General features: G+C 48.6%; 22 protein-coding genes. All 22 read right to left on the bottom strand.

Going from position 1 to position 23,768, the window contains the following annotated elements; genetic code table 11:
• Positions 1 to 114: 114 nt before the first annotated feature.
• Positions 115 to 1,482: a sn-glycerol-1-phosphate dehydrogenase gene (locus GPL15_RS16540; RefSeq protein ID WP_215699794.1), complete on the bottom strand. Its 1,368-nt coding sequence runs from the start codon at positions 1,480 to 1,482 to the stop codon at positions 115 to 117.
• A 48-nt stretch (positions 1,483 to 1,530) separates the two neighbouring features.
• Positions 1,531 to 3,492 carry an alkaline phosphatase family protein gene (locus tag GPL15_RS16535; protein WP_215699793.1) on the bottom strand — a complete coding sequence of 654 codons (1,962 nt, stop codon included), beginning with the start codon at positions 3,490 to 3,492 and terminating at the stop codon, positions 1,531 to 1,533.
• 19 nt (positions 3,493 to 3,511) lie between these two features.
• Positions 3,512 to 4,165: an HAD family hydrolase gene (locus GPL15_RS16530; protein WP_215699792.1), complete on the bottom strand. Its 654-nt coding sequence runs from the start codon at positions 4,163 to 4,165 to the stop codon at positions 3,512 to 3,514.
• Positions 4,166 to 4,185: 20 nt separating this feature from the next.
• A complete protein-coding gene (locus GPL15_RS16525; RefSeq protein WP_215699791.1) occupies positions 4,186 to 5,079 on the bottom strand; it encodes a sugar phosphate isomerase/epimerase family protein in 894 nt (297 codons plus the stop codon).
• A 2-nt stretch (positions 5,080 to 5,081) separates the two neighbouring features.
• A complete protein-coding gene (locus tag GPL15_RS16520) occupies positions 5,082 to 5,837 on the bottom strand; it encodes a glycerophosphodiester phosphodiesterase family protein (protein ID WP_252198478.1) in 756 nt (251 codons plus the stop codon).
• A 25-nt stretch (positions 5,838 to 5,862) separates the two neighbouring features.
• Positions 5,863 to 6,735 carry an ABC transporter permease gene (locus tag GPL15_RS16515; protein WP_215699789.1) on the bottom strand — a complete coding sequence of 291 codons (873 nt, stop codon included), beginning with the start codon at positions 6,733 to 6,735 and terminating at the stop codon, positions 5,863 to 5,865.
• Between the two features lie 14 nt (positions 6,736 to 6,749).
• Positions 6,750 to 7,682, bottom strand: coding sequence for an ABC transporter permease (locus GPL15_RS16510; protein WP_215699788.1), 933 nt, complete (start codon positions 7,680 to 7,682; stop codon positions 6,750 to 6,752).
• Positions 7,679 to 8,668, bottom strand: a complete 990-nt coding sequence (locus tag GPL15_RS16505; protein ID WP_215699787.1) for an oligopeptide/dipeptide ABC transporter ATP-binding protein — start codon at positions 8,666 to 8,668, stop codon at positions 7,679 to 7,681. The genes GPL15_RS16510 and GPL15_RS16505 overlap by 4 nt, the downstream gene beginning before the upstream one ends.
• Entirely contained in the window at positions 8,655 to 9,650 is a 996-nt protein-coding gene (locus tag GPL15_RS16500; RefSeq protein ID WP_215699786.1) for an ABC transporter ATP-binding protein, read from the bottom strand. Before GPL15_RS16500 ends, GPL15_RS16505 begins: the two co-directional genes overlap by 14 nt.
• A 25-nt stretch (positions 9,651 to 9,675) precedes the next feature.
• A complete protein-coding gene (locus tag GPL15_RS16495; protein ID WP_215699785.1) occupies positions 9,676 to 11,304 on the bottom strand; it encodes an ABC transporter substrate-binding protein in 1,629 nt (542 codons plus the stop codon).
• A 670-nt stretch (positions 11,305 to 11,974) separates the two neighbouring features.
• Positions 11,975 to 12,337, bottom strand: coding sequence for a DUF1667 domain-containing protein (locus tag GPL15_RS16490; RefSeq protein WP_215699784.1), 363 nt, complete (start codon positions 12,335 to 12,337; stop codon positions 11,975 to 11,977).
• Positions 12,338 to 12,363: 26 nt separating this feature from the next.
• Positions 12,364 to 13,626 (bottom strand): FAD-dependent oxidoreductase, encoded by a 1,263-nt coding sequence (locus tag GPL15_RS16485; RefSeq protein ID WP_215699884.1) that lies wholly within the window; start codon positions 13,624 to 13,626, stop codon positions 12,364 to 12,366.
• Between the two features lie 35 nt (positions 13,627 to 13,661).
• Entirely contained in the window at positions 13,662 to 15,092 is a 1,431-nt protein-coding gene (locus GPL15_RS16480) for an NAD(P)/FAD-dependent oxidoreductase (protein WP_215699783.1), read from the bottom strand.
• Between the two features lie 29 nt (positions 15,093 to 15,121).
• Positions 15,122 to 15,820, bottom strand: coding sequence for an MgtC/SapB family protein (locus tag GPL15_RS16475; RefSeq protein WP_252198472.1), 699 nt, complete (start codon positions 15,818 to 15,820; stop codon positions 15,122 to 15,124).
• A gap of 335 nt (positions 15,821 to 16,155) precedes the next feature.
• A complete protein-coding gene (locus GPL15_RS16470) occupies positions 16,156 to 16,731 on the bottom strand; it encodes a glycerol-3-phosphate responsive antiterminator (protein ID WP_252198471.1) in 576 nt (191 codons plus the stop codon).
• A 50-nt stretch (positions 16,732 to 16,781) separates the two neighbouring features.
• Positions 16,782 to 17,519, bottom strand: a complete 738-nt coding sequence (locus tag GPL15_RS16465) for a glycerophosphodiester phosphodiesterase (RefSeq protein ID WP_215699782.1) — start codon at positions 17,517 to 17,519, stop codon at positions 16,782 to 16,784.
• Positions 17,516 to 18,343 carry an HAD-IIA family hydrolase gene (locus GPL15_RS16460; protein WP_215699781.1) on the bottom strand — a complete coding sequence of 276 codons (828 nt, stop codon included), beginning with the start codon at positions 18,341 to 18,343 and terminating at the stop codon, positions 17,516 to 17,518. The genes GPL15_RS16465 and GPL15_RS16460 overlap by 4 nt, the downstream gene beginning before the upstream one ends.
• A gap of 22 nt (positions 18,344 to 18,365) precedes the next feature.
• A complete protein-coding gene (locus GPL15_RS16455) occupies positions 18,366 to 19,499 on the bottom strand; it encodes an MBL fold metallo-hydrolase (protein ID WP_215699780.1) in 1,134 nt (377 codons plus the stop codon).
• A gap of 15 nt (positions 19,500 to 19,514) precedes the next feature.
• The gene (locus tag GPL15_RS16450; protein ID WP_215699779.1) at positions 19,515 to 20,396 is read right to left on the bottom strand and encodes a carbohydrate ABC transporter permease; all 882 of its coding nucleotides are present in this window, start codon (positions 20,394 to 20,396) and stop codon (positions 19,515 to 19,517) included.
• A gap of 10 nt (positions 20,397 to 20,406) precedes the next feature.
• A complete protein-coding gene (locus GPL15_RS27535) occupies positions 20,407 to 21,315 on the bottom strand; it encodes a sugar ABC transporter permease (RefSeq protein ID WP_215699778.1) in 909 nt (302 codons plus the stop codon).
• Positions 21,316 to 21,332: 17 nt separating this feature from the next.
• Positions 21,333 to 22,730: an ABC transporter substrate-binding protein gene (locus GPL15_RS16440; protein WP_215699777.1), complete on the bottom strand. Its 1,398-nt coding sequence runs from the start codon at positions 22,728 to 22,730 to the stop codon at positions 21,333 to 21,335.
• A 324-nt stretch (positions 22,731 to 23,054) separates the two neighbouring features.
• Positions 23,055 to 23,681 carry a DUF624 domain-containing protein gene (locus tag GPL15_RS16435; protein WP_215699776.1) on the bottom strand — a complete coding sequence of 209 codons (627 nt, stop codon included), beginning with the start codon at positions 23,679 to 23,681 and terminating at the stop codon, positions 23,055 to 23,057.
• Positions 23,682 to 23,768 lie beyond the last annotated feature (87 nt).

Raw genomic sequence — 23,768 nt, 5'->3', positions numbered from 1 at the left:
CCCGGCGCTCCCTGACCGAAAATGCCGCCAAAACATGTGCCGTCTGAACTGTTACAATGTTCTATCTGCTACTATACTACCTCAGGCAGGAAGAAATTTCAACACACTTAAACGTCACCCGTAGAAAAATTCCGTCACTTCTTTCAAATATTCCTCTTCTTTCCCCATATCCCAGATGAGCTGGAGCAGAGAATACCGGTAACGCATATCTTTGGCATATAATACCGCATTCTGGAAATCCTCTTTGCTGATGCCCAGTTCCTGGGGCGTTGACATGGCCAGGCAGGCTTTCAGTTCCCCGGCAATCACTTCCGGTTCCGGCGCATAAGCATCCACGGCCTCCATGATCTGATCCAGGTTCTCCATAGCCGCCTGCAAATGCTTCAGGCAGTTTTCCGGCTTATTTTTCCCCAGTTCGTCTTCCATTTTCAGCATATCGGAAGTTCCCGCTACAGGAAGAGCCTTTATCTTCTCATCCCATTCGCTCCTTAATCTGGCGTTGACCCTGGCCGCGCTTTCCTCAAAATCAATCACTTCTTTTCTGAATTTCCTGTACAGTACGCTGGATACCACAGACCCAACGCCTACCGATTCCCCGTGCATGGACATGGGCTGTCCGTGATAGAGCTGCATCAATTCCACAGCGTGGGAGAAATTATGCTCTGAACCGGAGGCAGGGCGGGAGGTTTTCACATAATTCATCATGAGGCCGCAGAGCACCAGGGCCTCCATCACGTTCTGCAGCGCTTCATCTTCCCCTTTTACCAGGCCGTCCACATTTTCCGAACATTTCTTCATGGCGATCAGCACGTTGTCCGCCACCATCTGGCAGTATTCTTCCCCTAAAATGAGGCTGGACAGCTTCCAGTCCAGAATGCTGATGCATTTCCCCACGATGTCCCCGAATCCGGCGGCCCTCATCCTCATGGGAGCTGTTTTAATGATGTCGATATCCGCAATGATGGCCGTCGGGCCGATGGCGGGAAATGCGTATTTCAGCCCTTCCCAGATCATCGGGGCCACGGTGGACGCATATCCGTCCATGGACGGGGCCGTGGCGAATATGAAAAACGGCAGTTCCTTCTTAAATGCCACATATTTGGTGGTGTCATTCAGGGTTCCGCTTCCAATGGCAATCAAAAGTCTGGTGTCCTCTTCCACTTCGGCCAGCAGTTCCTCAAAGCCCTCTTTGCAGCATACCAGCTCCGGTTCTCCTGCAAAGCAGTGGACCTTAACCTGATATCCCGCGGCTTCCAGCATGGAAACCGCCTCGTCTCCCGCCGCTTTTTTTGTATTTTCATCCATGGATACCAGGATATGCCCCGGCCTTTCCAAGTGCTTTTCCACGATAGGCACCAGTTTGCTTTTTGCGCCTTTTTCAATCACGATATCCTTGATCCCCGTATAATGGCGCATCCCGCATTCGCATTGAAAATCCATTTGAGCTATTTCAGACAGGGTTTTTCCCTCAAGTATATTCAAAATCCATTCCCTCCATTCTCCGGGTTTCAAAAGATTCAAAACCGTGTGCTATTTTTTAACCTGATCCAGCACGTCATATAAAACCGCGCCTTCCGCGTCTTTCGGCACCGGGATTCCCAGCAGCTTGGACAGGGTGGGCGCCACGTCTATAATTCTCGCCACCAGTTTTCTGTCATAGGTCTCACCGATTCCAGGGCCCGCCAGCACCATCATGGCATGCATGTCATGGAGCGACGGCAGGGCCAGATGAACGCCGGTGAAGTTCCGGCACAGTCCGGCCGGTTCGAATAATTCCGGGTTGCGGATCATCCGTTCCGATCCGTCCCTGTATTTTATAGCGGTACGGTAAATGAACGGATGGGACATATATCCCGGCTTCCACGCGTATACCACGTCTCCTACCCGGTCGTAACCCAGACCGTCCACGATTCCCAGAGTGGCCGCCTCTTCCTTCGTTACAGCCAGAGCCACCGCAGGTTCCCCTGTTTCCGGATTGCGGATGTCGTAGAGGGCCCGGATGATTTCCGTCTGCACCTTCTCATAGTCCTCCGGCTCCACAATTCCCTGGGGATCTCTTCCCTTCAAATTGATGAAAATGTGGGCGTGGCACGGCTCCAGCGGATGGCATTTGGTCTTTTCCCAGTTAATGGTCAAATTGCTGGGATCATCGGTGGTCAGATCCAGATTATAATCCAGAAGTCCGTGGCGTGACAAATGTTCCTTCACATAAGGATTCCAGTCCAGATGGGTGAAGCCGTGATCCGAGATAACAACCACATAGGTTTCATTTAAGTCGACGTTTTCCAGGATGCGGCCGATGTTCTCATCCACCTGCATATGTACTTTGCGCACCATATCCCAGCACCAGTCCGCCTTGTCCGGGTCATATACCCTCGATTTCGGCTCCAGGCCGCCGTAGAGCACGTGTTCAATGTGGTCAATGGTGCCTACCCAGGTAAAGCCCATATCCCATTCCCGGTTTGACAGGACATAAGAAGACGCCTTGCCCCACCAGTCCGCATGAAGCTTTAACTGTTCCAGATAGAGGTCCGCAGGCAGCCATCCGTCCATAAATGCCCATGGATCATCCACTTCCATAAACGGCCCGGCCACTTTCTCCACCTCGCCGGTGAGTTCTGCCGGAACCGAATAGGTTTCCGCCGTATTGATGGCCGACTGATAGAGTTTGAAATGTTTCCCGTCTTTTGTCAGTTCCAGAATCTGGAACCGGAACCTTCCGTCCCTCTGGTAATCATTGGCTTTAAAATTCTTCACAATCCAGGGGCCGTAATCCCCTAATCCGATATCCGTATGGGCCTTCGCCCCGTCTTTGCATTCCGAAACCAGGATTCTGTCATACCCTTCTTCCGTCGACGCGTAAATCAGGGCGTACATTTTATAGCCCTCTATATAAGTGGGAGGAACCGTCATTTCAAATTCCAGCGGTGTTTTATAGCTTTCCGGCAGATTCTCCCATCCTTTTGCCTCCTCAGGCTGCAGCCGCACCGCACGCCCCGGAATCTGGTTGCAGTTTAAGAGCTGGTCCGAGAAGACCGCGCTGGACGCCGCATCCCACAATGGCATATAAAAATACCGGAACGGCGGGTTTAAGGCTCCCGCCAGCTGTACCCCGTCCTTTTCCTCGATACCGCCCAGTGGAAATGTAACCGGCCAGTTAATCATGGCCACCTTTTTCCCTTCTTTCACCGCCACATCCCAGAGCGTTTCGCTGAGGACTTCATTGCGGTCAAAGGATGTATGCCAATAGTCCAAATCCTCACCGGGATGTTTTACCATCAAACTGGGCACACCTGAACTTCCCGCTCCCGTACCGCTGACAATGGCGGTCCATCCGGCAGCCGTCAGCGGCGGAAATACGGTTTCCAGCCGGGAAAATACGCCCTGGTCCATGATTCGCTTCATGTTGGGCATATTCCCTTCCGCAACAAATTTCTTGATCAAATCCGGCATTGCCGCATCCAAACCTAAAAACAATATTTTTTTATCCATGATTTACGTTCTCCCTCTCCTATTTAAATACTCTCGTCAAATCATCCAGAGAAATACAGTATCTGGTGACAAAATCCTGATCGAACTGGTCCTTGGCCGTGCCGCCCAGCAGCATGGCACAGAAATCCACCCCTGCATTTTTAGCTGTTTTTTCATCCACCAGACTGTCCCCCACATACAGAATTTCCCGGCGGCCCACTCCCAGCTTTTCCATCATTAAAAACATTCCGCTGGGATCAGGTTTATGGGCGGGCACATCCTCACTCCCCAATACCTGGTTAAAATATCTGCTCAAATTGTATTTGTCCAGGGACGCGAACAGAAGATCCCTGAGTTTAAGCGACAACAGTCCAACTTTTACATCTCTGGACCTCAATGTTTTCAAACACCGTTCCACGCCCGGGAAAAAAGTGGTCCGTTTCGGCATTTCCTCCCTGCTGATCGCCCGGTAATAAGTTCTCATCTCCAGAATCTTTTCCGGATCCTTCTCACCGGTCACATATCCCAGCATGATTTCATGGGTATTTCCCACACAGGGGAGAACTTCCTCATACCGCTTTCTGGGATACCCGAAATGTTCCGCCGTATCGTTCAGCAGGCAGACAATAACCTGCGAACTGTCGGCTATTGTCATATCAAAGTCAAACACAACCGCCTTATATCGTTTTTGCATATTCCCCGGCCCCTTCCATTTTAGTCACATAAGGAGATTAAATAGTTCCCAAGCTGCAGCGAATACTGCAGCAGAGCATCGATTACAGGCTCGGGAACCCTCATGGAAGCCTTATGGGTTTCATAGGCAAATACTCCCTGGTAATCGATCTTTTTCAGTGTTTTCATAATCGGCTCCCACTCGATGGTGCCGTGATATGGGAGCAGATGGTCGTCATTTACCCCGTAATTGTCCTGGACATGAACGGCAATCAAACGGCTTCCGATCATTTCAAGAGCCTGAGGCTGGTTTAACCCCATCTCATTGGCATGGCCGAAGTCCCAGCAGATGCCCACATTGTCATATTGTTCTCTCAACGTATCACACATTTCGATCACATCCACGGTCCTGGCCATATACCTGGGCTTGCGGATCCCCAGTTTGTGATCCATCTTGTCAAACAGGTTCTCCACCGCTATGCTCATCCCATATTTCGCAGCCAGCTCCACATGGGGTTTCATGTATTCCACGTTATCCCTCAGCATCCTGCTGTAATCATTATCGGAGAAATAAGTTCCGGCATGAATGACCGTCGCTTTTACCCCCAGTTCCCCGGCCGCAATAATGGATCTGCGCACCATTTCTTCCGTATAATCCCGGTCCGCCACGGTTGTGGGGTCCAGCACGTTATAAAACGGGGTGTGGGCCTGGCTGGCTGTCATATTGAGACTGGTTAAAAGCTCTTTCATCTCCTTAACCCAATCCATCCATTTGTCATTGGACAGTTCCAGATCATACTGGTTCATCAGGCAGAAGTTGAAGTCCACATCTTCATAGCCGATTTTATGGAGACGTTTCACGCAGTCCATAATCGGGATCACCGCCCTGCCTTCCGGCCGGTCCCTGTAAATCGCAGTTGTCGTTGATAGTTTCATACTCAAGCCCTCCCTTTCAGGTTTTCTTCCTTAATCCCCATCATCACATCCGCCCGGTTGGTCATGATTCCGTCCACACCGTAGGACATCAGTTTTCTGATCACATCCGGGTTATCTATGGAGTTTCCGATTCCCCAGGCATTGATCTTCAGCCCTGCGTCATGGATTTCATCCACGGTCTTCTGGTCCAGGGTTTCATAATAGGGGTGGAGATAGTCCATTCCGATCTCCCTGCCGTATTTCCCCGGGTTCACCATATTGCACCGGTAGGGAACTCCCACGTTCATCTCCGGCGCCATGGCCTTGAATTTTACCATCTGAGGATGGTTAAAACCGGAGATCACCACCTGGTGGCTCCTGTCCTCTCTGCGGATCTTCTCTATCAGAAGCTCCTCCAGCCCCGGATAAGCGGCTCCGAATCCTTTAAATTCGATCAGGGTCACTATATCCCTCCCCCGGATCAGGTCAAAATACGAATCCAGGGTGGGGATTTCCTGAAACCCTGTTTTCTCTTTAAAATGATAAGAAGCGTCAAATTTTTCCAGCTCCTCCAGGGTGTAAACATAAATGTTCCCGGTTCCGTCCGTTGTCCGGTCCAGAGTGGTATCATGGCAGATTACGATCTGGTTGTCCTTCGTCAGATGAATATCCAGTTCCAGACAATCAGGATTGTATTCCAGCGCCTTCCTGAAAGAAATCAGCGTATTTTCCGGGTACAGGCCGGAAAGCCCTCTGTGGGCAATGCAGTTTGTCATCATCAAAACCACCTTCCTCCCGTTCCCATCAGGAGCGGTTCTTCAATTTAGGATCCAGCTTATCGCGGACCCAGTCGCCCAAAAGGGAGACCTGCATGATTAAAAAGATCATCACAATGCTGGGTATAATAGCCAGCCACCACTGGTTGGTCAGATAATCCCGGCCCTCGGAAATCAACACTCCCAATGAAGTCTGGGGCGGCTGGATTCCAAGTCCCAGATAGGACAGGGAACTTTCCAAAAGGATATAAGCGCTTAAACTCATGGTAGCCCTGACGATCAAAAGGGACGCCATATTGGGCAGGATATGTTCTATGGCGATGCGCAGACCCGAGGCCCCCATGGCCCGGCTGCACTCTATGTACTTTGCCTCCTTCAGTTGAAGGATCTGGCTTCTCATTAATTTAGTATAAGCCGACCAGCCCGTAAGCGCAATTACCAATATGATCATTCCCTCGCCTCCGCCAAAAAAGCAGGCGCAGAATATACCGATAAATGTGTTTGGAATCGATTGTCTGGCATCGGAAAGGAAGGTTACGAACAAATCCACTTTCCCGCCGCACATACCCGCCAGTATGCCTAACACAGTCCCGATCACCAGAGCGAACACCATTCCGGTAAACGCAATTTTAATAGTCATTCTGGTGGCATAAAGGATGCGGACTGCCAGATCCCTTCCCACACTGTCCGTTCCGAACAGATAAGTGGAAGACGGGTCTATGAAACTAGGCGCCTGAAGCCTTGCCCTCAGATTGGTAGCGCCTAAGTCCACCGGAAACAGTACCGGCGCCAGTAAAGAGATTCCTACAATTAAAACAAAGGTTATCATTAAAAACAGGATGCTGGGCGGAATCCCGCTTTTGATCTTGATTTCTTTTTTCTTTTTCTTCTTTGTGCTCATCACGTTCCCCCTCCTTAGCTGTTATCCCGGCTGTCACGGATACGCGGGTCCAGAAAGCCATAGGAAAGATCGACCACAAAGTTAACAACGGATACAAAGATTACGATCAGCAGAATGCCATACTGCACCACCGGGAAATCCCTTCTTTGTGCCGCCTTGATAATCAATGTTCCCATCCCCGGCCATGCGAAAACATTTTCCACAATTACAGCGCCGCCGATCAGAATGCTCAGCTGGGTTCCCATCACGGTCACCACCGGGATCAGCGCATTCCGCAGGGCGTGTTTAAATACCACCATCCGTTCATTCACTCCCTTAGCCCTGGCGCAGTCCAGGTAATCCTGTCCGATGACGTCCAAAAGAGCGGTTCTCGTAAGCCTGGCGATGGTGGTGGCAGGCCCTACCGCCAGCGTGATCATCGGCATGATATAGTTTTTCCAGGTTCCCGTACTGCCGCTGGGCAGCATTCTCAGTCTCAGAGAAAATACATAAATCAATAAAATACCCAATACAAAGTTAGGTATGGTATGCCCGATCACCGTAATTCCGATACAGGTCCTGTCATAAACAGTCCCCCGGTTAATGGCTGCGAATAATCCCATGGGAACTCCGATCACCACAGCCAGCCCCAAAGATCCCGCTCCCAAAGAAGCGGTCAATCCGATCCGTTCCGCAAACAGTTCCACTACCGGCCTGGAGAAATAAAAGCTGGTTCCCGCATCCCCTTTAAACAGGCCTGTGATGGAGACAATGTACTGTTTCCAAATGGGCAGATCCAGCCCCAAACTCTCCCGCAAAGCCGCAATAGCCGCTTCCGAAGTATCCTGATCCCCGAAAATCCATTCGACAGGGTCTCCTGTAAATCTGGTGAGCACAAAAATCAGGGTCCAGACAAACCAAATCGTAACAAACACCTTAATCGCTCTGGAAATCACATATTTTTTCATGCTTTCTTCACCTCCTTGTCAAACAGATGGCAGGCCACGTAATGTTCCGGCTCCACCTCCACAAGCGGAGGACGGCTTTCTTTGCAGCACTCCATCACTCTGGGGCATCTGGTCTGGAACGGACAGCCCGCCGGAGCGTTAATCGGGCTCGGAATGTCTCCCGTCAGCAGTTTCCTTCTTCTCTTATATTTGGGATCCGGCACAGGAATGGCATCCATCAGCGCAACCGAATAGGGGTGAAGGGTATTGTCAAACAATTCCTTCTTTGGAGCTACCTCCATCACCTGCCCCAGATACATTACCATGATCCGGTCACTGACATGCCGGATCACGCTCATATCGTGGGAAATGAACACGTATGCCAGATTTTTCTTTTTCTGAAGCTGTTTGAATAAGTTTAATATCTGCGCCTGTATGGAAACGTCAAGGGCCGAAACCGGCTCGTCGCAAACCAGCAGTTTGGGCTCCAGCACAAGGGCTCTTGCAATTCCAATCCTCTGCCTCTGCCCTCCTGAAAACTCGTGGGGATATTTTTCCAGGGCGTCTTCCCGAAGCCCCACCAGCTCAACCAGAGGCTTCACGATATCCAGTTTTTCCCTGGCGCTTAAATTCGTATGAATTCTCAATGGTTCTTCGATCAGCCTGCGCACATTCATCCTGGGGTCTAAGGATGAATAGGGGTCCTGGAACACCATCTGGATCTTCTGGCGCACGTCCCCTTTTACGTGTTTGCTGATCTCCTGTCCTAAAAAGCATATCTTCCCATCCGTAGGGTTATCCAGGCCGATGATCAGTTTTCCCAATGTGGTCTTACCACAGCCGGATTCCCCCACAACCCCCAGGGCCTCTCCTTCATGAAGCTCAAAGCTGATATTGTCCACGGCTTTTACATGGCCCAGTATCTTGGGAAACAGAAAGCCTTTGCGGACTGGAAAATATCGTTTTACCCCATCCACGGACAGTATTACTTCTCTATTTTCCATCATTCTGCCCCCTTCCTTTGATCTCTTCCACTCTGAAACAGCGGACTTCTCTTCCGTCTATGACGGTAAGCGGCGGTTCCTGCTGCCTGCACCTCTCCTCGCAGTAATCGCAGCGGCTGGCGAACCGGCACTGCTGCACGGGATGGGTGAATACCGGAACATGTCCCTTTATGGAAAACAGCTCCTCTTTATCCTCCTTGATGCTGGGGATTGCCGCCAAAAGCCCCCTTGTATAGGGGTGCCGCGGGCTGGCGAAAATGGCTTCGCATTTGCCCTTTTCCACCACGACACCTCCATACATGACCATCATTTCCTCACACATTTCGGCTACCACGCCCATGTTGTGAGTGATGAAGATAACCCCAACGCCGGTTTTTTCGTTCAATTCCCGGAGAAGTTCCAGAATCTGCGCCTGGATGGTAACATCAAGAGCGGTCGTGGGCTCGTCCGCAATGATCACCTCCGGGTTACAGGCCAGCGCGATGGCGATCAGCACACGCTGCTGCATGCCGCCGGACATCTGATGGGGATAATCGTTATACCGTAATTCAGGAGCCGGAATATGGACCAGTTTCAGAAGGTCCATCACCCTTTCCCGCACCTTTTCTTTGGGCAGTTTTTCATGGGTTAAAATGGCCTCTTCGATCTGGCTTCCAATGGTATAAACCGGATTCAGGGAAGACAGCGGGTTCTGGAAAATCATGGAGATCTTTTTGCCTCTGATTTTGCAAAGCTCCTTCTGGCTCATTTCCACCAGATCCTTACCGCCCAAAAGAACCTCTCCCTCTTCTATTCTCGTATACCGTTCATCAATCAGACCGATGACGCCGCGTACAACCGTACTCTTTCCACATCCTGATTCCCCAACGATCCCCAGTATTTCTCCCTTTTTCAGGGTAAAGCTGACGCCGTCCACAGCGGGCACTACCTTCTTTTTGGAGTAATAGTAAACCTTTAAATTATTAACCCGTAATATTTCGTCCATAAATCAGCTCCCATTTCTCAATCTATTATTTTCCCCAGAAATCTTCAGCACGCAGGGAAACGATCTGAAAAGATGTCCAGTAAGGATCCCATTCAAAGTTACGGTCTGTGCGGATTCCCCAGATTTCTTCCGGCAGATACAGATAGGATGCAGGAACTTCGTCATCCATAATTTCCAGGAATCTTCTGGCGCCCTGTTTTCTCTCTTCTTTATCCGTGCTCTTCTTCAAAATGTCTCCGGCTTCCGTATAGATCTCTTCCGGAGGATTGGGCCACATGATGTCCATCAGGTCGCTGTCCGGGAACTGAAGCCAGATGGCGCCTAATGGGTCGTCATAACGTACCGCACAGGACCAGGTACGAAGTCCCGGGAAGTGCTTTTCCAGTTTTTCCGTAAATACAACCTGAACATTTACGCCGATCTGTTTCCACATATCCACACACGCTTCCGCAGCCTGGACATCGTTCATGTAATAGTTTGGTACGACCTGGAGGTCAATGGTGCTTCCGTCATAACCGGATGCCGCTACCAGCTCTTTTGCCCGTTCCGGATCATACTGCACCGCTTCATAATCGTCTATGTAATAATCTCCGAACCCTTCAATCTGCCAGCCGTTAGGAACGTAAGCGCCCTCTCCCCAGAGAGTTTCCACCAAAAGCTGTCTGTCAATTGCCATGTTCATGGCCTGACGGAGCTCTTTGGAAGCGGTGGGGCCTTCGTTGGTGTTATAAACATACAGATGGAACAGTTCAACCGGAGTCACATGTGTTTTTACATTCGGTTCATTCTGGAAGTTTGCCAGAAGGTCGTTATTGATGTCGTTGATGATATCCACTTCACCGTTTAAAAGAGCCGTCATTCTGGTGGCGTCCTCGCCGAACTTGATAAATTCGATATTTTTTACATGAGGCTTGTCCCCATGGTAGTCTTCAAAACGTTCCAGTATGATCTTCTCGCCCTGCATGATGTTGGCAACTTTGTAAGGGCCGCATCCGATGGGAGCCGCGTTGTAACCTTCCAGTCCGCCCACTTCTTCATAGTATTTCTGGGGAAGGATATAAGCGGTACGGGTGGCGGAAAGCCTGGTGGTGATGATGGAATCCGGCCATTTCAGATGCAGGCGCACCGTATGGTCATCCACCACTTCCACGGATTCCACAGAATCCACAACATTGGTTACTGCGCTTCCGACCTCGCCGGAAATAGCCAGATCAAAGGTGAATTTTACGTCATTGGCCGTCATTTCGTCTCCATTGTGGAACTTCACGCCCTCTTTCAGCTTCAGTTCAAAGGTAGTGTCGTCTACCCAGTCCCAGCTTTCAGCCAGCTGCGGCTGGATATTGCCGTCTTTATCCTGATACATCAGACGGTCATGAACATTGTAAATCATTCTCAGCGCCTGGATTCCCATATCCTTGCATGGGTTAAAGTTATTGCTCATAGCGCCCACGCCGATTTTAACCGTTTCCACATCCTGTCCGCCATCCGCCGGAGGAGCTGGCGTCTCTGCCGCCTCTTTACTTTCCCCTTTTTTCACTTCCTCAGTTCCTGCCGGAGCCTGTGCCTGTGTGGCCGGAGCGCTTCCTCCGCCTGAACATGCCGTCATTGCCGCCATTGCCGTTGCCAATACCAGTGCCAATGCTTTCTTTTTCATATAAATCCTCCTTCTTTTATCATCCGTTCTTAAACGGTAGTGACCTTTTTATCTCTCTGCCGCCTGATTCAGGCCAAAGAAAAAAGAAGTACAGACTATGGCATAATAATGCCGATAGCTCCATTCCTTCTCTTCTTCTCTTTGCTGAGTTATCACATTACCAGTATACTGGCTTTTTGATTATTTCTTATTAAGTTTACATTAAATCGTTGTTAAATTTTATAAATGCCCGGAGCAATTTATCATTAAACAAGTCGGCCGCGAAATCGAGATCCTCTTAAACACATAACAAAAAAGGAAACAAACTAAGTATTAAATACAAAGTCTGCTTCCCTGCTCTTTATCTCTTTGTTGGGATCCAATGTCATGAGCATAGTATACTATAAGTTATTTACTTTTTCAACCTTTTTCTGATAATTTTATTAACTTTTTTATTCTTCCCAACATCTTGTCATATATCATCTTATTATCTGTATATTGTTATTTATTTATCAGTATTTTATTACTTTTATAATGAAATAATTCTTTAAATACATAGATCGGCACAATTTTAATACAAACACAATCAGCCCGGAATCCGATAACATCCACCGGATCCCAGGCTCTTTATAAAACGATCTTTATAATACGCTCTTTATAAATACGATCTTAATATATATGCCGGCAAACCCTATGCTTTTTCCACATTTTTGGTCGCCACAATATCAACGCCGGTTCCCGCGCAGTTGGGAATCAGCACCTCTCCGATTTTAACCGGCGCATCCACATGGGTTCTGCGGATCTCTTCCATGCAGTCAAAAATCTTTCCCTTAGGGATATCGTTCTTGGTTTTCACGGAAACCATGGCGATTCTGCCTCCGTTCACCGTGATGCTGGATGTGACAATACGGGTAGGGCTCAGGATCTCTTTTCTGGCATACGCATCTCCGCGGGCGCATGTATTGCCCTCTACCTTTATATCTTCACCCTCTATGGTAACTGTCATAGGGCAGCCCAGAGGGCAGCCAATGCATATCAATTCTCTCTTCTCCATATTTCCTCCATTCAAAAGCGTCTCAGCTATTCCTCTGTGCAGATCACGATTTCTTTCAGATCCGGATAATCAGAAAAACTCTGTTTTTTCAGCACTACCTGCTCCATCTCTCCAGGCGCCAATACTTTCTTTTTTCTTTTGGAAACCTGGACTCCGTCATAATATACACAGATCGACCGGTCTTTGTAAACGTCTGCCACACGGAAACGGACCGTGACCGCGTCCTGCATGTGGTTGATATCCAAAATCTGCGGCACGGTGTAACGGACGCCGTTTTGGGCCTTTAAAACCACTTCGTGGTTCTCTGAGGCATCTTCTCCCGCCTTCACGTAAAGAGCCGCGTTCTCGCCTGCCAGAGCTGCTTCCTGGGATACATAATCCACCAGGTCATGGACATGGAGCACATTGCCGCAGGCGAATATGCCTTCCGCTCCCGTCTCCAGATGGTCATTGACCACCGGGCCTCCGGTAACAGGGTTTAAGGACGCGCCGATCTGGCGGGTGAGTTCATTTTCAGGAAGAAGCCCTACGGACAAAAGCAGGGTATCACAGCTGTAATGTTCCTCTGTGCCCGGAATCGGCTTTCTGTTTTCATCCACTTGAGCCAGGGTGATCCCCGTAACCCTCTTCTTGCCTTCTATATTCACCACAGTGTGGCTGAGTTTTAACGGGATGCCGTAATCGTCCAGACACTGTACGATGTTTCGTTTCAGGCCGCCGGAATAAGGCATCAGTTCCGCAACCACTTTTACCTTGGCCCCTTCCAGGGTCATTCTGCGGGCCATGATGAGGCCGATATCTCCGGACCCCAGGATCACCACTTCTTTACCCACACTGTGCCCTTCAATATTCATAAGCCGCTGGGCAGTTCCCGCGGAATAGATTCCCGCCGGACGGTAACCCGGAATATTCAGGGCTCCTCTCGGACGTTCTCTGCAGCCCATAGCCAGGACGATGGCTTTGGCTTTTATGGTCACCATTCCGTCGCTGCGGCTGATGTATGTAATCTCTTTCTTATCCGTGATGTCAATTACCATGGAATTCAATTTATAGGGAATTTCACGGTCACGGGCCATATCTATATATCTCTGGGCATACTCAGGCCCTGTCAGTTCTTCCTTAAATGTGTGAAGGCCGAAACCATTGTGAATGCACTGGTTCAAAATACCGCCCAGGCTGCTGTCCCTTTCCAGGATCAGGATATTCTCTGCTCCCTTATCATGAGCTGCCACTGCCGCAGCCAGGCCTGCCGGTCCGCCTCCGATTATAACAATATCATACTCCGTCATCATTTCCTCCATTTCCGCCTGTTCTCCGGCAAAATTTATTTATTTCCGGTCAGCATTTCCGATCCGGGTCCATTTTTACAAATTTCTTCCATTGACAGGTTCCGTTCTCTTGAAAGAATCTCCATGGTTCTGGGCGTGCAGAATCCGGCCTGGCAGCGGCCCATACCGGCTCTCACCCTGCGCTTGATTCCATCCAGCGACACAGCTCCCAATGTCCGCGTTACCGCATCCACAATTTCGCCTTCGCTGACGCCTTCACAGCGGCAGACGATCACCCCGTAGGCAGGATTTTCACGGATCAATGCTTCCCGCTCTTCCTTGCTCAGGAGTTCCGGACGCACGATTCCCTTTCTGCCGGCTTTAAACTCTTTCTTTTCTTCCGCTCCGGCTTTCTCCACCACCATGTCAGCGATGTATTTTCCGATGGCCGGCGCACAGGAAAGCCCTGGGGATTCGATTCCGGCCGCGTCGAAGAAACCGTCGGCTGATTCTTTCAGGATAAAATCATCCCCGTCTTCATGGGCCCTTAACCCGGAAAATGAAGTGATGGTCAGGCGGAAGGGAATGTTCTTTACGCTCTTGGACGCTTTGGACATGGCTTCAGCCAGTTCTGCGGCCGTTGTAGCCGTTCCTTCTTTGTCCTCGATATCGGCTGCCGTAGGCCCCACCAGCAGGTTTCCATGAACCGTAGGAGTAACCAGAATCCCCTTGCCGTACTTGCCCGGAAGCTGGAAAATGGTGCGGCTCACAAAGTTCCCCGCCTCTTTGTCAAGCAGGCAGTAATCTCCCTTTCTGGGCACAATATGTATCTTATCTTCACAGACCATGTTATGGAACACATCGGCATAAACGCCGGCCGCATTCACCACATATCTGGTTTTTATCTCTCCTTTATTGGTAACCAGGCGGTATCCTCCCTCTGCCTTTTCAATGGATTCCACTTCTGTGAGGAACTTAAATTCCACTCCATTGTCACAGGCGTTCTCCGCCAGGGCTATGGTCAGGCCGAAAGGACATACGATGCCGCCGGTGGGCGCGTAAATGGCCGCCACCACTTCGTCGGACAGGTTGGGCTCCATCTCCCGGGCTTCGTCTCCGGAAACGATGCAGATATCCGGAACTCCGTTGGCAACTCCCCTTGCGTGGAGTTCCTTCAAAGCCGGAAGGTCCTCTTCTGAGAAACACAGCACCATGGAACCGTTGCGCTTAAAATCGAAATCCAGCTCTTCGGACAGTTCTCCCATGATCCGGTTGCCTTCCACATTCAGCTTTGCCTTCAGAGATCCCGTTGCGGCGTCATATCCCGCATGGACAATGGCGCTGTTGGCTTTTGACGTTCCCGAACAAACATCCTCTTCCTTTTCAATCAGGCAGACCCTGAGGTCATAGCGGGAAAGCTCTCTGGCGACAGCAGAGCCGGTCACTCCGCCGCCTATTATGGTTACGTCATAATCAAATCCATTCATAGTCTATCTCCTTGTGTTCATTTTTTTCTCTACAATTCCTCCACATATTTCACGAACTCCATCTGCCGGATGGTGTTCAGCAGTTCGGGGCGCATCTTCTTATCCCGGACCTCGATTGTGGCAATGGCCGTAGGCCCCTCTCCCTTAATCTTGTTCTTGGAAAGTTCAAAATGGGCCAGCTTGCAGCCGCTGTTCCGGACTTCCGAAACAAAGGAAGCCATACACCGGTTGGATTCAAATTCCAGGTAAAGATCATAAACTTTGGCATATTTATGCGCTATGTAATCCACTTTAGTCATCACCTGTAACGTGAACATCACCAGTATGAGACAGATCATAGCCCCTTCTATGAATCCGATTCCCGCCGCCAGGCCGATACAGGCACAGGCCCACAGGCCGGCCGCGGTGGTGAGCCCTCTCACCTGGTTTCTGCCCGTAACAATGATGGTGCCGACGCCCAGAAAACCAACGCCGCTCACTACCTGAGCCCCCATTCTGGACAGATCCAGACCCTCGTCATAATTGACAAACATGTATTCGCTGGTCATCATGACCATGGCGGATCCCAGGCAGACAAGGGTATGGGTTTTAATCCCCGCGCCGCGCCTCTTCATCCCCCTGTCGATACCAATCAACGTCCCTATGACCAGAGCAAACATCATCCTGATCGTACACCCCCTAAGGCTCCATTCATGGGCGGTATCGACTACGTAATCCCATAGTTCCAAAAATACTGCTCCCCCCTTTATATTTGTAAAATAAAAAGAGAGTAACGCTAACAGACAGAAAAATGCTTTCTGTCCGTCAACCTTACTCTCTCATCTCAAAGGTAACTTATTGAAATAATGATACCATAGGCATCCAGACATTGTCAAGCTTCCGTTAACAGGCCTTTCCCAATATTGACGCCATATGGCAACTGTTCAGATAGGTCTGCGCATTTACTGCGCGGACCGTACGAAAGCATAGCGGCCGCAGCATCCAGCCCCTCGCCGCAGGCGGCTTTAATGGGCTGGATGCGTAACAGTTCAGATTTGTCCGAACTGTTACGCCATATGTAATTCTAAATAAACCACAGTTCTTCCCGGCTGGTGGATACGGCATCCACTCCTGCGTCAAATGCAGCCATAACATCTTTCTTGTCAAAAATAAGACCGCCTGCCACGATCGGAATGTCCGTATATTCCTTCATGTGTTTAAGTATTGTAGGCATAATACCCGGCATAATTTCGATAAAGTCGGGGCGGAAAACTTCAATCTGCCGTTTCAGCGTCCCAAGGGCAATGGAATCAATCAGGAAGGTCCGCTGGCCGCTGTACATGCCTAAATCCTGAGCCCTCTTCACCAGCATCGGTTTGGTGCTGATAATTCCGTCGGCCCTGGTATTCTGCTTAATAAAATCCACAGCGATTTCCTTGGTGCTCAGGCCCGCGATAAAATCCACGTGCACAATAGCCGTCATTCCCTGATTTTTCACCTGATTCACAATTCCCGCTATGTTGCACAGGTTTCCGTACAATATAAACACCACGCCGCACTCCGATTCAAAGCACCTTCTCAGGCCCTTTTCATCCTTCACGGCTGCAATCACAGGCGAAGTTTCCAGTAAGTCTATAATCTTCATTCGAGCATTTTCCATGATGTCATTCCTCCCACTAATACTTTAACATATAACCGGTGATCGTCAAGCTAATTCCCATTTTCTATCGCTTTAAGCCAATTCCTGCAAAGTCCCGGATAATTGGTGATTGCGCCATCACATTTCCAGTCATAAAGCCTGTTAAATTCTTCTGTGGTGTTGACCGTCCAAACATTGGTTCCGATTCCATACTTCCTGCAGTTTTCCACTGCCTCCTCAGTCAAAGTGCTGAAATCCGGATGATAATATTCAAAATTAAACTTATTACAGTAGTAACCGGCATTCCCCAGCCCTTTTTTCCCCAGCAGCGCGCCGCATGGGATCTCCGGGGCCAGTTTTTTGAGTTCCAGAATGGAAAGGTGGTTAAAGGAGGAAAACAAAACCTTGTCTTCCAAATGATGACGTTTCAGCACTTCCAGCGTCTTTTCCTCTATCTTCTCATAATAATACACTCCGGTTTTGATCTCGATATTGGTTATAATCTTTTTTTCCGCCGCGAATTCACAGTATTCATCAAACGATGGAATCCCCTGGAACCCGTATGCGCCGTCTTTGATCTTTCCCGCATCGAACTTTTTCAGTTCTTCCAGGGTATAATCCCTGACACAGCCATCCTCACCCGTAGTCCGTTTCAATTCTTCATCATGGATTACGACCACATGGCCGTCTTTTGTGAGCTGGACGTCCAGTTCAATCCCATCGCAGCCTTCTTCCACCGCCTTTTCAAACGCAATCATCGTATTTTCCGGGTAAGTACCGCTGCTTCCCCGATGTGCATATACCTTCATATTGCCAACCTCTTTTCCGTCATCATCTCTTCTAAATAGGTTCCCATCTCTTTCAGCGATTCGAATACCGCATCCGGCTGGATAACCGCATCCGCCAAATCTTCTCTCTTCGTCTCACCGGTCAGAACCAGATAGCCTTTGGCTCCATTCTTCACTCCGGTGGCCACATCCGTGTACAGGCGGTCACCCACAAAGGCAATCCGCTCTCTGGGCACTCCGGTCTGCCTCAGCACCATCTCCACCGTTTCCGGGAACGGTTTTCCCAGATACCTGGGTTCCACCTTGGTTGACAGCGTAATGGCCGCGCACAGGCTTCCGCAGTCCGGAATGAACCCGTCCTCAGCGGGGCAGTTGATATCCAGATGCGTGGCTAAGAACATAGCCCCGTTTCTGATAAAGGTACACGCCTTTTCCAGTTTTTCATAGGTCAGGGTTATATCGAAGCCAACCACCACAATATCCGGGCTTCTCTGCGTCAAATGGATTCCGGATTCCGCAAACGATTCTTCCAGCGCATCCGTCCCTACCAAATAAACCTTTTTTTCCGGATAATAGGTTTTTAAAAATTGAATCGTAACATCTCCTGAGGTCATAATCTGGCGCCTTGTTATATGGCAGTTCATCCGTTTTAATTTATCCAGATACAGCCTCGGGGATTTTGAAGAGTTGTTTGTAAAAAATATAAACTCCTTACCGGCTGCCCGGACCGCCTCCAGATATTCCAACGCCCCATCCAGAAGTTTATCGCCCAGATAAAACGTCCCGTCCATATCCAGTACAAACAGATCCGTTTCCTCCAGCAGCTTTCTTTTTTTCAGTTCCATAAGACCGCACAACTCCCCCTCTCTACTTTGATTGCTCCTCTTCATGAAGCCAGCTGTCATGCTGGCTGACAACCTCATAATTTTTCTTGTCATCCATAACCACTTTAATTATACCATCATAAAAGGTCATATAAAACTCTGAATCCGCCTTATTGTATTTGCTTCTCACCGGCATATTGACCGCCTGGTCCAGCATCGCAACCGCAATCTTCGGCTTCACTGTTTCAATCCATTTCTTCGTGTTGGAAGTATCCCTTCCGTGATGGTTCGCTTTCACCACATCCGCCTGAAGTTCTTCACCATACTGCTCCACCAGATCCCGTTCCGCTGCAGAATAAAGATCCCCGCAGAAAAGGACTGTGGATTCCCCGTACAGGAACTTCATGGCCAGAGACTGGTTATTCATGAAAGCGGTGCTGTTTTTAGGAAAATCCTTGGGATAAACGATCTCTTCCCCCGGATTGTATATCTTGACCGTAATCTGGTCCCCAAAAGAGAATGTATCCCCGGCCTTCAGATATTCCACTGGTATCTCATGCGCTTTTAACGCGTCCACATAATTTTGATAGGTCTGGGTCGTATACTCCACCTCAGACCGGTAAGCTTTCCCGATCTCAAAGGTTTCTGCGATCTTGGGAAATGAGCCGATATGGTCAATATGAGGATGGGAAGCCACAAAATAATCGATCCTGGTAATGCCCAAATCCTTCAGATAACCAATCACCTGATCCGCGCAGTCAGGATGGCCCGCGTCCAGCAGCATGGTCTTGCCGTCCGGAGAAATAAATAAAGTGGAGTCTCCCGCCTTGTCATCCGCATCCTCACCTACGCGTATATCCCAGCAGTAAAAAGATAATTTGGATTCGTCACCTGAACGATCCATAATCTCTTCATACCGGTCGACTTCGGGAACTTCCTCCACACTCTTTGTCTCAGTCAGATTTTCCGTCTCTGAAATTGTTTTCTGTTCTTCTGATGCAGCCTTCTCCGCTGCTGTCTTCTCTTTTTCCGCCGTCTGTGCTTCTGTTACCGCCTGGGCCGTAACTGCCGCCGTCTCCGGGGCGGGAGAGGTTGTTTTTCCTCCCCCGCATCCGAAAAGCAGCATCGCCGAAAGCAAACAGATCAGAACAGCTTTTATTCTTTTTGCGCCCTTCATATGTTCACCCTCACTTTATTTCATAGCAGCTTTTGAGTAACCTGTCAGCATATACTTCTGGAAAATGAAAAACAGGATGATAACCGGCACAACGGCCATAACGGCTCCGGCCATGATCTCATGGTTGTTCATTGTCGCCTGGCCCGCAAAGGTATTTTTAAGCTGTGCCAGACCTACGGTAAGAACCCGTCTATGCTCGCCTTTTGCGATGATCTTAGGCCAGAAATAGGAGTTCCATCCATTTGTAAATGTTACCAGGGTAACTGTGAATAAGGTTGATTTACACATAGGAGCTAAAATCTTAGTGATAACCCCGATTCTGCCAAGTCCGTCTACCTTTGCGGCATCCACGTAGCTGTCGTCAATGGACATAAATGTCTGGCGCAGCATGAAGATGTAATAAGGAGACACGGCTTCCGGAAGGATCAGACCCATAAAGGTATCTGAAAATCCCCAGTTAGCGCACATGATATAAATCGGTATAAAGGTTATCTGGTGGGGCACCATGAGCGCGCCCAGCACGAATATGAACGCCGCGTTTTTGCCTTTAAATTTACCTTTGGAAAATCCATAGGCGGCGAATACGCCCGTCACAATCTGGGAAACCAATATTCCTGCGGTCATGACTGCCGTATTAAAGTAGTATTTGCTGAAATTCGCCCGGTTGAATACATTGCTGTAGTTTTCAAAATGAAATTCTTTGGGCCACAGCGTCGGTACGGTAAGCAGGATCTCATCCTGGGATTTCACAGATGAGATGAGCATCCAGTAAATCGGGAATACTACCACCAGCACTACAAAAATAGCCAATGCATACTGAAATACCGCCGCCACCCTCTTCTTATGTTTGGCGGCCTCATTTTTATCTTTTGCCATTGTTTTTACTTCGTCTGCCATATCTGCCTCCTTATGAATCATACGTAACTTTGCCGTTAGATACCTTCATGGTAGATACGGTAACTATGAGCAGTATCACAAAGAAAAACAAAGCCATAACCGATGCCCGGTCCATCCTGAAATCTTCCATCGCGTACCGGTAAATGTTATAAACAAATACCTCTGTTGAACGGTAAGGGCCTCCTGATGTAAGGATATCCACAGACTGGAATACCTTCATAGAGGACAGGAAGGTGGTAACGAATAAAAACAATGTGGTAGGCGAAAGCATGGGAAGCGTGATCTTCCAGAATCTCTGGAAGGCGCTAGCCCCATCCAGAGACGCCGCCTCATAGTAATCTCTCGAAATGCCCATCATAGCCGCCAGATAAATCATCATGCCGTAGCCGATCGCCCTCCAGCCCGTCAGAATCAGAACGGAAATTAACGCGGTATTCCTATTACCCAGCCAATCCACCTTGGCAAGCCCCATGCCCTGAAGCACGAAGTTCAATATACCGTTGTCTTTATTATAAATCCACAAAAATACAACGGCCGCTGATGACATGGCGATATACTTAGGCATAAATACAATTGCCCTCATGATGGAGAAAGACTTAGTCATACGGTTAAATATCAAAGCAAAAATCATTCCTCCGATCAGCGTTATACCCAGCTCTCCCAAGGAGTATAAAATAGTAACCTTCAAGGAGTTCAACAAATATTTCAAGCCGGTACCAAAAAACAGCCAGTTCCAGTTTTTAAAGCCCACGTATTTATACTCTGCGTTCAGAAGATTCCAGTCGGTAAAACTGATCCTGATCAGTTCCACAATCGGATAATATGTAAAAACCACGAGAAACAGCAGAGCCGGCAGCACACAGGCAAAATCCTTGAACGCAGAAACCGTCCTTGGGGTAATTCCCTTTCTCTTATCCACGGCTATCCCCCCTTTTATTATGCGTCGCCTAATACATCATTGATCTCTTCAACCATCTGCTCGATGATAGCATCCATATCCACATCGGATTCCAGAAGCGCTTCTGACATGCTGTTCTTCCATACGGTTGTCAGCTGGTTCCATGCTTTGTGCTGGATTCTCGGCTGAATCAGGTCAAGGTTGTCAAAGATACACTGGAATGCAGGTTTTTCTTTTAAGAATTCAATACCTTCTTCTGTTTCCAGAACGGACTTTCTGGTCGGCATATAACCGGTTCCGGTTGCCCATGTCATATTAACATCCTTGCTGCACAGATACTGAAGGAAATCCCATGCCGCGTTCTTGGTTGCCTGATCATTCTTAGACGGAATTAAAAGTACACAGCCGCCGATTTCCTGGTTCTTAGTCTCTGCTCCCGGAAGCCATGCCATGCCAACTTCAAAGCTGCACTTATCTACATAGCTGTTATACAGGGAACTTGTATGAAGAACTGAAAATGCTTTTCCGTCGATGTAGTTCTGACGCATAATTGAGGACGCATCTGTTCCTGCTGCCCAATAAGCGTATCCTTTTGAACACCATTCTTTAAATTTATTGGCAATTGCCACTGCCTGCTCGGAATCCAGATCGGTGGTCACGCCGTCGTCATTGATAATTTTAACGCCTTTGTTCAGATAGAAGGTTTCAAAATACCACTGATCCCATCCTGGTATAATGGTTCCGTAAACATTGGTGGTTCCATCTGCATTCACCTCGGAAACGGATTCCAGGAACGCGTCCATATCATCAAATTTCTCAGGAATGGTGATTCCTTTGGCGTCAGCCATATCTTTATTATAATACATAACCTGAGTGGAAATTAAGAATGGAAGAGCTACCTGTTTGCCCTCATACTGAGCTGCTAACAGCATACCATCACCAAAATCCTCCACATCATATTCTGTTGCCGCAATATACGGGGTCAGGTCTTCTGTAAGGCCGCCTGCTCCGTACTCAGCCACATATGGGGTATTGGCTACTGTAATGGCCGGAAGGTCGGTTCCCGCCGCATGAGCCGCTACCAGAGCCTCGTTGATCTGGGTATAGCTTCCGATATATTCCGCTTCCACAGTTACAAGATCCTGAGACGCATTGTAATCTGCAACTACTTTATCCACTACATCCGCATACTGGGATTCCAGGGAATGCCACCACTTAATGGTAATGGGCTCCGTAATCTCGTAGATAGATTTATCTACCTGAGGCGCTGCTGTTGTCTCTGAAATACCCCCCCCCGTATCTTTTGCCGGGGCTGCGGTTGTTGCCTGCGCCGCGGTTGTCGCCTGGGCTGAACCAGTTGATCCTCCGCCGCTGCATCCTGCCAGTGAGGCTGCCGCCATCGCTGCTGTTAGAACAATTGCTAATGTTTTTTTCATAGTGTTCCTCCTTTAATATAATTTGCAGGCCGCCTGAATGGCTTTGCCTGAACTTTAGTTCCCCTTTAGGAAAGCAAATTAAAAAAGGGCATAGACCAGTCAAAGCTGACTTGTCTATTCCCTTCTCTTTCACTCTGCGCTGGGATTCATTATCATGTTCTTAGTATACTATAACTTTTGTACAATTTCAATGATTTTTTAACTATTTTTTTAATTTTCATATAATTATTGTCCAAAAGCCCTCTATTGGCAGTTATTTTTTATTGTATATTTTGTTTATTTTTTATCAATACTTTTATACTGTTTTTTGTTTTTTTACCCTTGTCACTCCTCCCGGTCGTTGAGATCTTCTGCGTATTTCCTGAATACCATGCGGTAAAAATAAGACGAAAGAAAACACGCGATGCCGAACAGCACCGGAAAAGCCATGGGCATATACAGCACAGCCGCCCCTGCCGCCGCATAAATCGCAATGATGATGATGCTGACATGCAGATTGCCCACCGCCATGATAAACGCATGCACAATCAATTGTTTCAGCTTAACATGGAAAAAGGACAAGAGGGGAAATACATATAAAACCGTTAATAAAAAGACAATCATGATGCTGATTATAGCAAAAAACAGCCCATTCTGCATGACCGGCATCAGCGGCAGCCTTCTGGAAAGATACAGGTCAAAGGCCAAAAATGCGCCGCATACCAGCACAGCCGCCCAGACAGCAGTTGCCTGAACAAAATTTTTAAAAAATGCCCGGATAAAACTTCTGCACACATACCCTTCTTCATCAGCCGTCTGCTTCAGTGTGAATTGAAACAGCGCTGTCGTGGAAGCGCCTATGGTGATGATCGGAATGCTGAAAATAAACCACAGGATGCTGATCATAAATACATCCATCACCTTATTCATAAAACTCCAAAACGGATTTTCCGGGTTAAACAGCCTGTCCATGGGGGCGCTCCTCCTAATATATAAGTGTAGGGTTTCAGTACCCAACAGCCAGTTGGGACTTAATCCTCTCATTGTTTAAGCTGTATA

It is taken from the genome of Clostridium sp. MCC353 (assembly GCF_018785315.1).
In the GTDB taxonomy this organism is placed as follows: domain Bacteria; phylum Bacillota; class Clostridia; order Lachnospirales; family Lachnospiraceae; genus CHH4-2.
Note: the sequence above shows the minus strand (reverse complement) of the source record. Positions and strands in the feature narration are given on the sequence as shown.